This window comes from Rhodococcus sp. 27YEA6 (assembly GCF_044908235.1).
GTDB classification, from domain to species: Bacteria; Actinomycetota; Actinomycetes; order Mycobacteriales; family Mycobacteriaceae; genus Rhodococcus_F; species Rhodococcus_F qingshengii.
This window is the reverse complement of record NZ_JBIYCY010000012.1, coordinates 52,889-64,614: the sequence shown is the minus strand read 5'-3', so window position 1 is coordinate 64,614 and position 11,726 is coordinate 52,889. Positions and strand designations below refer to the sequence as shown.

Sequence of the window (11,726 nt, the reverse complement as noted above, 5' to 3'; positions counted from 1 at the left end):
CAATCACCTGGAGACTTTGCAGAGTCCCGCCATGACTTCAGCGACCGCTGGGTTGAACCTCAGCGACTCGGTGTACGAGCGCTTGCTGCGAGAGCGCATCATTTTCCTCGGTACCCAGGTCGACGACGACATCGCCAACAAGCTGTGCGCACAGATCCTGCTGCTCTCGGCCGAGGACCCGACGCGAGACATCTCGCTCTACATCAACTCGCCCGGTGGATCCGTGACCGCAGGTATGGCGATCTTCGACACGATGCAGTTCGCCGAGTGCGACATCGCCACCTTCGGCATGGGCCTTGCGGCGTCGATGGGTCAGTTCCTGCTCTCGGCAGGCACCAAGGGCAAGCGCTACGCACTGCCTCACGCCCGCATCATGATGCACCAGCCGTCCGCCGGCATCGGTGGTTCCGCCAGTGACATCGCGATCATGGCCGAGCAGTTCAAGCACACCAAGCGCGAAATGGCCGAGCTGATTGCTCAGCACACCGGCCAGACGGTCGAGCAGATCACCGCGGACTCCGATCGTGACCGTTGGTTCACGGCGAAGGAAGCTCTCGAGTACGGCTTCGTCGACCACGTCGTCTCCCGTGCGAATCAGGCCGGCGGCACCGGCAACTGAGCCGGTTCGCCCGTCCTTTCGCTGCCCAATTCATACTTTGGAGAACTGATGACCAATCTTTTCGGAGCTAACTCGCTGGGCGGCCAGGCGCCGTCGGGCCCCCAATCGCGTTACATCCTGCCCCAGTTCACGGAGCAGACCAGCTACGGCGTCAAGACGTCCGACCCGTACAACAAGCTGTTCGAGGAGCGCATCATCTTCCTCGGCTCGCAGGTCGACGACGTGTCCGCCAACGACCTCATGGCGCAGTTGCTGGTTCTCGAATCGCAGGATCCGGACCGCGACATCACGATGTACATCAACTCGCCCGGTGGTTCTTTCACCGCGCTGATGGCGATCTACGACACGATGCAGTACGTCCGTGCCGACATTTCCACCGTCTGCCTCGGTCAGGCCGCTTCGGCAGCTGCCGTGCTTCTGGCCGGCGGTACGCCGGGCAAGCGCTTCGCGCTCCCCAACTCGCGCATTCTGATCCACCAGCCGGCTACGGGCGGCATCCAGGGTCAGGTTTCCGATCTGGAGATCCAGGCTGCGGAGATCGAGCGTATGCGTCGGCTCATGGAGAGCACGCTGTCGCTGCACACGGGTAAGGATCCGGAGACCATCCGCGTCGACACCGATCGCGACAAGATCCTCACGGCCGAGCAGGCCAAGGAGTACGGCATCATCGACGACGTGCTGGCTTACCGGAAGCTCAGCGCACAGAAGTAGTCGATTTCCGCCTCGTGTCGAGGATCTGTTACCCGATTCCCGACACGAGGCGGACACGTCGAGAAGTGCCTGGTGGAGCGCTTGCCAGGCTGAAATCTCGACTCTTTTCTTTTTTATCCGCAGACGAAACGCCGAGAACAGGTCGACCCCGTTTGGGATCTGCGGGTACCGTCACTTCACGGGCTGGTTCTCGACCGGCGTTCTGCGATTGTTCGACCAGATTTGTTCGATCAGTTTGTCTGATCTGACAACTACCGAAGTACTGCGGAGCGTCTCGACCGATCGAGTGGCGGCGAGTGCACGTACATGATGGAAAGTAGGGACCTCACGAGATGGCACGCATCGGCGACGGCGGGGATCTGCTCAAGTGCTCTTTCTGCGGTAAGAGTCAGAAGCAGGTCAAAAAGCTCATTGCAGGACCCGGGGTGTACATCTGCGACGAGTGCATCGACCTCTGCAACGAGATCATCGAAGAGGAATTGGCCGAATCGAGCGAGGTCAAGCTCGACGAGCTTCCCAAGCCTGCGGAGATCCGAGAATTCCTCGAGAACTACGTCATCGGTCAGGACTCCGCCAAGCGGACGTTGGCCGTGGCCGTCTACAACCACTACAAGCGCATTCAGGCCGGCGACAAGGGCCGTGACGCGCGGGGTGAGACGGTTGAGCTCGCGAAATCCAACATCTTGATGCTCGGCCCCACCGGCTGTGGCAAGACGTATCTCGCTCAGACTCTCGCGAAGATGCTCAACGTCCCGTTCGCCATCGCTGACGCGACGGCGTTGACCGAGGCCGGTTACGTCGGTGAGGACGTCGAGAACATTCTGCTCAAGCTGATTCAGGCTGCCGACTACGACGTCAAGCGCGCCGAGACCGGAATCATCTACATCGACGAGGTCGACAAGATCGCCCGTAAGAGCGAGAACCCGTCGATCACGCGTGACGTGTCCGGCGAAGGTGTTCAGCAGGCGTTGCTGAAGATCCTCGAAGGTACGCAGGCAAGCGTCCCGCCGCAGGGTGGCCGTAAGCATCCGCACCAGGAATTCATTCAGATCGACACCACGAACGTGCTGTTCATCGTCGCGGGCGCTTTCGCAGGTCTCGAGCGGATCGTCTCCGATCGTGTCGGCAAGCGCGGTATCGGATTCGGTGCCGAGGTTCGGTCGAAGGCCGAACTGGATACGGTCGATCGTTTCGCCGAGGTCATGCCGGAGGATTTGATCAAGTTCGGTCTGATTCCGGAGTTCATCGGCCGACTGCCGATGATCGCGTCGGTGACCAACCTCGACAAGGAATCGCTCGTTCAGATCCTGTCGGAGCCCAAGAACGCTCTCGTCAAGCAGTATCGTCGCCTGTTCGACATGGACGGCGTCGAACTCGAGTTCACCGAAGAAGCGCTCGACGCTATCGCCGATCAGGCGATCTTGCGTGGAACCGGCGCTCGTGGCCTGCGCGCCATCATGGAAGAGGTTCTTCTTCCGGTGATGTACGACATCCCCAGCCGTGACGACGTCGAAAAGGTGGTCGTCACCGCGGAGACCGTCAACGACAACGTACTTCCGACCATCGTTCCGCGTAAGCCGGAACGTGGCGAGCGTCGCGACAAGACGGCGTAGAACTTCAAAACGACTGTGGCCCGGTATCTCTCGCGAGATGCCGGGCCACAGTGGTTCGTGCAACACAGTGGTTCGTGCAGGATGTCTGTCGGGTATTCGGCTAGATCGGGTTGCCGAGTTCCTTGAGGGGAGTGCGGAACGTCTCCTTGGCGGTGAACGCCGAGAGCGCGCAGATGACGCAGGCCACCGAAGTCAGAATGGCAACGGGCATCCAGTGGGTCTTGTCGCCGCCCATGAGGGCGTTGCCGATGGCGGGGGCAAAGCCTGCGAGGGCGAAGCCGACCTGGGTGCCGATCGCAATGCCCGAGTAGCGGACCTTGGTGTTGAACATCTCGGAGTAGAACGACGGCCAGATGGCATTCGGGGCAGCGTAGAAGACGGACATCAATCCGATTGCGGCGAGGAAGATCAGGGGAACGTTGCCGCTGGCGATTGCGCCGAAGTACACGTAGATGAACACCGCGCTACCGAGGGCGCCACCGATGAACAGCGGCCTGCGGCCGATCCGGTCGGAGAGCATCGCCCAGGCGGGCTGACTGAGCAGGGCTACGGCGTTGGCTGCGATGGCAACCCAGAGCATGGTCGACTTCGGAATCCCCACTTCTTCGGTGGTGGCGAAAGCGAGACCGAAGACGGAGAAGATGGTCGAGACGACGGCGATGAAAGCGCAGCAGATCACGCGAATCAGATTTGCGCTGTGGGTGCGAAGAAGATCGGCAACAGGCAATTTGGCGACGGTCTTGGATTCCTGCTGCTCGGTGAACTCTTCGGGCTCTTCGAGCTTGAGACGCATGATGTATGCCGCGACCAGAACGATCAGGCTGCCCCAGAACGGGATTCGCCAGCCCCACGTGTAGAGGATGTCGTCGGGGAGCGCGGCGATGGGCAGGAATACGAGGCTGGCGAGGATGAAGCCGGCCTGGGTGCCGTTGAGGGTCCAACTGCAGAAGAACGCGCGTCGGCCTTCGGGGGCGTGTTCGAGCGTCAGTGAGCTGGCACCGCTCTGTTCACCGGCAGCGGAGATGCCCTGGGCGATTCTCATCAGGACGAGAAGGATCGGTGCAAGAACTCCGATCGAATCGGCGCTGGGAATACATCCGATGAGGAAGGTGGCTGCGCCCATCAGAATGAGCGTGAGCAGCATGATCTTCTTGCGGCCGACGCGGTCACCGAAATGGCCGAGGACTACAGCGCCGAGGGGACGCGCGACGTACGCGACACCGAAGGTGGCCAGCGAAAGTAGAGCCGCATGCCCGCTGTCCGGGAAGAACACCGTGGGGAAGATGAGCGCAGCGGCGGAGGCGTAGATGTAGAAGTCGTAGTACTCGAGCATGCTGCCGAGAAACGACGACGTTGCGGCGCGCTTGACCTTGGTCGTATCCGGCCTTGCCAAGGATCCCGCCTCGGGCCCGGACGGTGTAACCGTGCTAGCTGACATGCTCATCTCCTGGGTGGAAGCGTCGTGGAGGCTCTACATCCGCCGATTGTGTTCGTATCAAGAACGTCTGTGCGGAGAGCGATACAAGGAATGTAACCGACGCCACAGCAACTACACAAGATTATTAACCAAATAGTTCATAAAAATCTACTGGCGGTCACGCTGCTCGTCGAAACCGCAGTTCAGAGAGTTAGGAGGCCGGCTGTGCTGCGGCCGCCACCAACTGCTCCACCTGTTCCTCGGTGATCCCGAGGCCGAAGGTGGCGAGTTTTCCGAGCGGCATCGAGCCTGCGAGTGCCATCATCTCGGGGCTGACCGCCTGTGCACCGTCGCCCGCTGCGGCAGCCATGGCGGCGCCGAGAACTGCGCTGCCGACGGGATGGGCGAGCCATTCGCCGATGGTCGACATGGCGTCGAGCGTGCCGACGCCGACGTTCCCGGCCAGGGTGATCGTGTCGGTGGTTGCGATGTCCCGAGACGAGAAGCCGACGCGGATCTCGTAGTCGCCAGGTTCGATCGCCCAGTCCTGCGCCGCGACGGACCAATAGGCAAATGCCCTGCTGTCGAGCGTGATGGTCACAGTCGCGGATTCGTCGGGGTCGAGGTGGACCTTGGCAAAGCCTTTCAATTCCTGCGCGGGTCGATCGATGCTTGCCGAGGCGTCGTGGACGTAGACCTGAACGACGCTGCTGCCCGATCGGTCGCCGCTGTTGCGCACGGTGACGGTCACTTCGGCGGAGTTCTCACCGGCCTCGACGGAGGTATCGGTGATGTCGAAGGTGGTGTAGCTCAGCCCGAACCCGAACGGGTACGCCACTTCGCGCAGCGCGGAGTCGTAGTAGCGGTATCCCACGTACAGGCCTTCGCCGTAGCGTACGTGCTGCTGTGATCCCGGGAAATGCAGATACGACGGATTGTCTTGGAGGCGAAGCGGAATGGTCTCCGTCAGGCGGCCGGACGGATTCGTGATGCCGAACAGAAGATCGGCAATCGCCGAGCCGCCCGCCTGGCCGAGTAGCCAGCCCTCGAGGATTGCGGCGGCATGATCCTTCCAAGGCTCGATCGAAACCACACCGCCGTTGGCGAGCACGACGACCGTGTTCGGGTTCGCGCCGTGGACCGCTTCCAGCAGGGCGATCTGGTCAGCCGGCAGTTCGATGTCGGTTCGGTCGAATCCTTCGGATTCCGTGGCGGACGGTAGTCCGAGGAACAGCACCGCGACGTCGGCGCGGCGTGCGGCGTCGACAGCCTCGGTGACCATGTCGTCGTCCGGAGTGCCGTCGAAGGTGAAGCCCGGTGCGAAAGTGACGCGGTCGGCGCCTTCGAGGTCGAGGATCGCGTCCAAGGCATTGTCGAGCTTGGTCGGGACCACCTGTGAACTGCCGGCTCCCTGGTACCGCGGGCTGCACGCGAATTCGCCGATCACCGCGACGGTTTGCCCGCCGGGGGTCAGCGGCAGTAGTTCTCCGTCGTTGGCCAGCAAGACAGCGGACTCCGCTGCAGCGGTCCGTGCCAGTTCGTGGTGACGCTCGACGTCGTACGTGTGGCCTTCGGTGCGCGCGGCGGCGGTGCGTGCCACCAGCGTCGCCAGGCGCTCGGCGGCAGTGGTGAGCACTGATTCGTCCAGGTCGCCGCCGCGCACGGCGTCGACGATCTGGGTATCGGTTCCGGTCGGCGGCATTTCCAGGTCGAGGCCCGCGGCGAGTGCCGCCACGCGGTCGTTGACCGCTCCCCAGTCCGAAACGACGAGGCCGTCGAAGCCCCACTGTTCGCGGAGTACCTCGGTGAGCAGCCAATGGTTCTGGCTCGAGTACACACCGTTGATCTTGTTGTACGAGCACATGACCGTCGTCGGGGCCGCGGTCTTGACGGCGTATTCGAAGCCGGCCAGATAGATCTCGCGCAGCGTCCGTTCGTCGACGTCGGCACTGACTCTCATCCGGTCGTGTTCTTGGTTGTTGGCAGCGAAGTGCTTGAGCGAGGTTCCGACGCCGCGAGACTGGATGCCGGTGATCAGCGCTGCCGCGACGCGGCCGGAGAGGAATGGGTCCTCGGAGACGTATTCGAAATTCCTGCCACACAAGGGTGATCGTTTGATGTTGATGCCTGGGCCGAGGAGGACCGAGACCTGTTCGGCTTTGGCCTCGTCGCCCAGAGCCTCACCGATCTGGCGGATGAGGTCGAGGTTCCACGACGAGCCCAACCCGACCGCCGGTGGGAAACATGTCGCTGGAATGCTGTGGCCGAGTCCGAGTGCGTCGCCGCCCTCGGGTTGTTTCCGGACTCCGTGCGGACCGTCGGTCAGGAGTATCGATTCGATTCCGGCAACGGACTGGCTGTGCCAGAAATCCGAGCCGGACGTCAACGACGCCTTCTCCTCGAGTGAAAGCCCGTCTACGTAATTCTCGGTCACGTCATTCCTCCCGGTGGCAGCTGTGAGTTCCACTCACCACCGTAGGGGGATTTTTCGGACTTCGGGGTGGGTCAGGACGGCGCCTTCGAGGTCAAGAACGCAACAACCATGTCGCCGAGCATTGTTCGAAGATGCTCACGATGCGTCGAGTCGGTCAGATCGCGGTCGAAGAGCGCTTTGAAGGTGTAACGATTGGCGATACGAAAGACGCAGTAACTGCTGATCAACATGTGAATATCGAGAGCATCTACGTCGGAGCGGAATGCTCCCGACTGCTGTCCGTCGTGGAGGATCTGCGAGACCAGGTCGGCGGCGGGGGCGCCGAGACCGCTGAGTAGCTCGGATTTCTCGATGTGCTCACCGCGGAGCATGTTCTCGTTGGCTACCAGCCGAATGAAGTTCGGGTGTTGTTCGTGGTGGTCGAAGGTGAGTTCGGCCAAGGCGCGGACTGCTGCCGTGGGTTTCAATCCCTCGAGGTCGAGTTCACGTTCCTGCGCACGAATGACGCTGTACGCGTGTTCGAGGACGGACTTGTACAGCCCTTCCTTGTCGGTGAAGTAGTAGTAGATCATGCGCTTGGTGGTGTGAGTCTTGGTTGCGATCTCGTCCACTCGGGCGCCGGCAAAGCCTTTGTCGGCAAACTCCTCGGTGGCGACGGCGATGATGTTCACCCTGGTCAGATCGCTGTTTCGGCGTCGTTTCTCCGGCTTCGACACCACGGAGTTCACTGACTGCTCGGAAACCATGTGCTCACTCTATCTGTCAGCAGTTTGTCGACTTTGCTTGTCGAGTCCGCGTCGGGGGAGTAACGTCCAGTGAACTAACTCACTAGTTCGTACATTAGTTTCGAGCGTCAACCCCGAGGTGCCCCTGATGACTTCATCTCTACCGGTCCTGGTCCTCAACGGGCCCAACTTGAATTTGTTGGGCCAGCGCCAACCGGAGTTCTACGGGAGAGACACGCTGGACGACGTCGTTTCCCGCTGTGAAGCGGCGGCCGCGAAGTTCGGAGCGGTGATCGAGGCAAGGCAGTCGAACCACGAGGGCCAACTGATCGATTGGATCCACGAGGCCAGGGGAAGAGTCGCGGGCATCGTCATCAATCCCGGTGGGTACTCGCATACCTCCGTTGCGTTGCGTGACGCTCTGGTCACACTCGATGCCCCCGTCGTGGAGGTGCACATCAGCAACATCCACAGTCGCGAAGAATTCCGTCACCACTCGTATGTCTCCGGCATCGCCGACGCCGTCATCTGTGGATTGGGAATCGACGGATACAGCGCCGCAGTCGAATTCGTCTGCATCCGAGAAGGGAAGAACTGATGAGCGATTCGATGCTCTGCGGTCTGATCGGCACCGGAATCGGAGCCTCTTTGACTCCGATCATGCACGAGGAAGAAGGGCGCAGACAGGGTCTTCCGTACGTCTACCGCATCCTCGATCTCGACGTGATGGGCATGGCGCCGTCGGACATCGGTGAACTTCTCACCTATGCACGACGTTTCGGGTTCCGCGGCCTCAACATCACTCACCCGTGCAAGCAGTTGGTGATCGAGCACCTCGACGAGCTCTCGCCCGATGCGAGCCGGCTCGGCGCGGTGAACACGGTCCTCTTCGACTCCGGCAAGGCGATCGGACACAACACCGATTGGTCGGGCTTCGGCCGAAATTTCGACGACGGACTTCCCGGAGCACAGCTCGATCGTGTCGTGCAGCTCGGTGCCGGCGGAGCCGGTGCGGCGGTTGCCTATGCCGCGCTCACCCGTGGCGTCGGGACACTGACGTTGGTCGATTCGAGCCTGCCTCGCGCGCAGGAACTTGCACAAACCTTCGCGCAGCAGTTTCCGGCGCAGGTTGTCGAGGCGCGGCATACGAGCGACCTCGCCGAAGTGCTCGGCAAGGCAAACGGATTGATCCACGCGACGCCGATGGGAATGGCGGCTCATCCCGGAATGGCGTTCTCGCCAGATCTGCTTCGCCCTGATCTGTGGGTGGCCGAAATCGTCTACCGTCCACTCGAAACCGAACTGTTGCGTCAGGCAAGGTTGATCGGAGCCCCGACGCTCAGCGGAGGCGGAATGACTGTCTTCCAGGCCGTCGACGCGTTCCGGATCTTCACGGGCATCGAGCCCGACAGTAAGCGCATGCTCGCGCACATGACGGAACTTGTACACGGCGAACAGACTGCGGCAGCGCTGTGAGTGCCCCGGTCCGGACGTCGATCGCGACGGTATCGCTCAGTGGCACTCTCGAGGAGAAGCTCGACGCCATCGCTGCTGCCGGCTTCGACGGCTTCGAGGTGTTCGAGCCGGATTTTGTTGCTTCGCCGTGGTCCCCGAAGGAATTACGAACGAGGGCTGCGGATCTGGGCTTGACCCTCGATCTGTATCAGCCGTTCCGTGACTTCGACACGGTGGACGAGGCCCAATTTGCTCGGAATCTTGTTCGAGTGCAACGCAAATTCGAGCTCATGGATCAACTGGGGTGCGAGACGCTCCTGGTGTGCTCCTCGCCCCTGCCGACCGCAAGTCACGATGACGGTCAGTTGACAGAGCAATTCGGAGCTCTCGCCGAACTGGCGTCCGAGCACGGCAAGAAGGTTGCCTATGAGGCGCTCGCGTGGGGTGCCCACGTCAACACGTACGGCCATGCGTGGCAGATCGTCGAGGGCGTCGACCATCCTTCGCTCGGTACCTGTCTGGACAGCTTTCACATCCTCTCGCGCGGTGACGATCCCGCCGGAATTCGCGAGATTCCCGGCGAGAAGATCTTCTTCCTCCAGTTGGCGGACGCTCCGTTCTTGGCGATGGACATCCTCCAGTGGAGCCGGCATCACCGAAACTTCCCGGGGCAGGGCAGCTTCGATCTCAATGCGTTCGCTCAGCATGTCTACGCCACCGGTTACGACGGACCGTGGTCGCTCGAGATCTTCAACGACGTATTCCGCCGCGCCGACACCCAGCGGACGGCAATCGACGCTCATCGGTCGCTCCTGCATCTGGAAGAACAGGTCGCCGCCGCGAACCCTGCCGCCGGTGGACCCACGCTGTTCACCGCCCCGGAGCGCACACCGCTCGAAGGAATCGTGTCTCTGCGAATCGCGGCGGGTCCGGCGAAACAGGACCAGGTGCACTCGATGCTCTCCCGCGTCGGTTTTCATCTGGTCGGACGGCACCACGATCACGATTTGCAGTTGTGGCGGCACGGACCGCTCACCGTTGCCGTGGATGCGACTGCGGGCACGGTGTGGACGGCGCCCGGGCTGCCTGCGGATCTACCGGTTCTCACTCAGATCGGCATCCGGGCAACCGAACCCGAGGTGTGGGGAGAGCGCGCTCTGGCTCTCGAAGTGCCGGCGACGCGCGTGCAGTTGCCGGGGTCGAGCGACGAGAACTCCGAGGTACCGGACGTCGTACGCCTGAAGGTCACCGATGCGACATCGATCGACCTTCGTGGCCCCGGCAGCGCTGCAGCGTGGGAATCGGCATTCGAGATCTACCCGCTGCCCGCCGAGCGCAATCGTGAACAGGGCGCAGTGTTCACCGGGATCGACCACGTGGCACTGGCGGTTCCGGCCGAGAGCTGGGACGGCATCATGCTGCTCCTACGGTCCGTGTTCGAGATGCAACCACACGAGGGGCAGGACGTCACCGATTCTGTCGGCCTCATGCGAAGCCAGGCGCTCACGCTCGTTCAAGGCGGTGACGGACATACCCTGCGCATCTCGCTGAACATGGTGGAGGGAAGTCGAAGTGGGCTGCCGACGGTCCGTCGCGGCGGCGTCAGCCACGTCGCCTTCGCGTGTGAGAACATCTTCGGTGCCGCTGCGTCCATGCAGGACTGGGGATTTGCTCCGCTACCCATTTCCCCGAACTACTACGACGATCTGGACGCGCGTTTCGGACTGAATCCGGAACTGCTCGACCGGATGCGCAGCACCGGAATTCTTTACGACGCGGACGCTCACGGCGAGTTCTTCCACCTGTTCACCCCGACCGTCGGGGGAGACCTGTTCTTCGAGGTCGTGCAGCGGGTGGGTGGATACGAGGGCTACGGGGAAGTCAACTCCGCTGTGCGACTGTCGGCTCAGTTGCGCGCGAGTTCGACGTGACCTCGACTCGGTGCGGGTGCGAGTAGATATTCATCGAATCGCCGCGGATGAAACCGGCGAGAGTCAGCCCGGACTCCTGCGCTAGTTCCACGGCCAGCGACGACGGCGCGGAGACAGCACCGAGGATCGGAATGCCGGCCATGACGGCCTTCTGGACGAGTTCGAACGACGCCCGACCGCTGACGATCAAGATCGTGTCGTAGAGGGGCACTCGGCCGTCGGTGATGGCCCAACCGATCACCTTGTCGACGGCGTTGTGACGGCCGACATCCTCGCGCAGTGCCAGGAGTTCGCCGGTGGCGGTGAACAATCCGGCCGCGTGCAGGCCACCGGTGCGCTCGAAGATCCGTTGGCTCTCCCGCAGTGTGACCGGCATGGCCGACAGGATGGTCGAGGTGACGGAAGTCGTGTCACCGACCAGCGGATGTCGCGTCGTGGTTCGGACGGCGTCGAGCGAGGTCTTGCCGCACACGCCGCACGCGGAACTGACGACGGTGTTCCGATCGGTGGTGTGGTCGGGCAACGGCACTCCGGGAGCGAGAGCGATGTCGAGGACGTTGTACGTGTTCGCACCGGATTCGTCGACGCCGTCGCAGTAGCGGACGACGCTCACGTCGTCGCGGGTGGCGATGACACCTTCGCTGAGAAGGAATCCGTGCACGAGATCGACGTCGTTGCCGGGGGTCCGCATCGTCACTGCCAGCACCTGACCGCCAACTCTCATTTCGAGTGGTTCCTCGACGGCCAGCGTGTCGGGGCGCGTGACGACCCGATCACCCGAGATTCGAACGACCGGTGTTCGTGCGGTGACTCGTCCCATC

At 62.2% G+C, this 11,726-nt stretch carries 10 protein-coding genes; 6 read left to right on the top strand and 4 right to left on the bottom strand.

The annotated features are described in order from the left end of the window. The first annotated feature begins 31 nt into the window (after positions 1–31). The 3 genes from ABH939_RS24730 (at position 32) to clpX (ending at position 2,943) form a co-directional block, all read left to right on the top strand. Positions 32–619 (top strand): ATP-dependent Clp protease proteolytic subunit, encoded by a 588-nt coding sequence (locus tag ABH939_RS24730; RefSeq protein WP_007730960.1) that lies wholly within the window; start codon positions 32–34, stop codon positions 617–619. Between the two features lie 48 nt (positions 620–667). After that, positions 668–1,330 carry an ATP-dependent Clp protease proteolytic subunit gene (locus ABH939_RS24725; protein ID WP_003944539.1) on the top strand — a complete coding sequence of 221 codons (663 nt, stop codon included), beginning with the start codon at positions 668–670 and terminating at the stop codon, positions 1,328–1,330. Positions 1,331–1,662: 332 nt separating this feature from the next. Further along, entirely contained in the window at positions 1,663–2,943 is a 1,281-nt protein-coding gene (gene clpX, locus ABH939_RS24720) for an ATP-dependent Clp protease ATP-binding subunit ClpX (RefSeq protein ID WP_003944582.1), read from the top strand. 100 nt (positions 2,944–3,043) lie between these two features. Here the strand turns inward: clpX and ABH939_RS24715 are convergent, their stop codons facing one another. From ABH939_RS24715 to ABH939_RS24705, 3 genes are all read right to left on the bottom strand, one after another. Next, on the bottom strand, positions 3,044–4,381 hold the full coding sequence (locus ABH939_RS24715) for an MFS transporter (protein WP_042450291.1): 1,338 nt from the start codon (positions 4,379–4,381) through the stop codon (positions 3,044–3,046). A gap of 190 nt (positions 4,382–4,571) precedes the next feature. Then, positions 4,572–6,794: a glycoside hydrolase family 3 C-terminal domain-containing protein gene (locus ABH939_RS24710; protein ID WP_404650280.1), complete on the bottom strand. Its 2,223-nt coding sequence runs from the start codon at positions 6,792–6,794 to the stop codon at positions 4,572–4,574. 71 nt (positions 6,795–6,865) lie between these two features. Beyond that, positions 6,866–7,540: a TetR family transcriptional regulator gene (locus tag ABH939_RS24705; protein ID WP_007730968.1), complete on the bottom strand. Its 675-nt coding sequence runs from the start codon at positions 7,538–7,540 to the stop codon at positions 6,866–6,868. Between the two features lie 127 nt (positions 7,541–7,667). Here ABH939_RS24705 and aroQ point away from each other — a divergent pair, with 127 nt between their 5' ends. From aroQ to ABH939_RS24690, 3 genes are read left to right on the top strand one after another with little or no spacing between them, the layout of a single operon-like run. Continuing rightward, on the top strand, positions 7,668–8,117 hold the full coding sequence (aroQ, locus tag ABH939_RS24700; RefSeq protein ID WP_404650279.1) for a type II 3-dehydroquinate dehydratase: 450 nt from the start codon (positions 7,668–7,670) through the stop codon (positions 8,115–8,117). Beyond that, positions 8,117–8,995 (top strand): shikimate dehydrogenase, encoded by an 879-nt coding sequence (locus ABH939_RS24695; protein WP_054187687.1) that lies wholly within the window; start codon positions 8,117–8,119, stop codon positions 8,993–8,995. The genes aroQ and ABH939_RS24695 overlap by 1 nt, the downstream gene beginning before the upstream one ends. Further along, the gene (locus ABH939_RS24690) at positions 8,992–10,905 is read left to right on the top strand and encodes a sugar phosphate isomerase/epimerase and 4-hydroxyphenylpyruvate domain-containing protein (protein ID WP_030536642.1); all 1,914 of its coding nucleotides are present in this window, start codon (positions 8,992–8,994) and stop codon (positions 10,903–10,905) included. The genes ABH939_RS24695 and ABH939_RS24690 overlap by 4 nt, the downstream gene beginning before the upstream one ends. Here the strand turns inward: ABH939_RS24690 and fdhD are convergent. Continuing rightward, positions 10,856–11,725 carry a formate dehydrogenase accessory sulfurtransferase FdhD gene (fdhD, locus tag ABH939_RS24685; protein ID WP_064113167.1) on the bottom strand — a complete coding sequence of 290 codons (870 nt, stop codon included), beginning with the start codon at positions 11,723–11,725 and terminating at the stop codon, positions 10,856–10,858. The genes ABH939_RS24690 and fdhD overlap by 50 nt on opposite strands. Between the last annotated feature and the right edge of the window lies 1 nt (position 11,726).

What these genes read in the sequence shown, in the direction of transcription:
- ABH939_RS24730 (WP_007730960.1), top strand. Translation starts at nt 32, where the DNA reads ATGACTTCAGCGACCGCTGGGTTGAACCTCAGCGACTCGGTGTACGAG.
- ABH939_RS24725 (WP_003944539.1), top strand. Translation starts at nt 668, where the DNA reads ATGACCAATCTTTTCGGAGCTAACTCGCTGGGCGGCCAGGCGCCGTCG.
- clpX (WP_003944582.1), top strand. Translation starts at nt 1,663, where the DNA reads ATGGCACGCATCGGCGACGGCGGGGATCTGCTCAAGTGCTCTTTCTGC.
- ABH939_RS24715 (WP_042450291.1), bottom strand. Translation starts at nt 4,381, where the DNA reads ATGTCAGCTAGCACGGTTACACCGTCCGGGCCCGAGGCGGGATCCTTG.
- ABH939_RS24705 (WP_007730968.1), bottom strand. Translation starts at nt 7,540, where the DNA reads ATGGTTTCCGAGCAGTCAGTGAACTCCGTGGTGTCGAAGCCGGAGAAA.
- aroQ (WP_404650279.1), top strand. Translation starts at nt 7,668, where the DNA reads ATGACTTCATCTCTACCGGTCCTGGTCCTCAACGGGCCCAACTTGAAT.
- ABH939_RS24695 (WP_054187687.1), top strand. Translation starts at nt 8,117, where the DNA reads ATGAGCGATTCGATGCTCTGCGGTCTGATCGGCACCGGAATCGGAGCC.
- fdhD (WP_064113167.1), bottom strand. Translation starts at nt 11,725, where the DNA reads ATGGGACGAGTCACCGCACGAACACCGGTCGTTCGAATCTCGGGTGAT.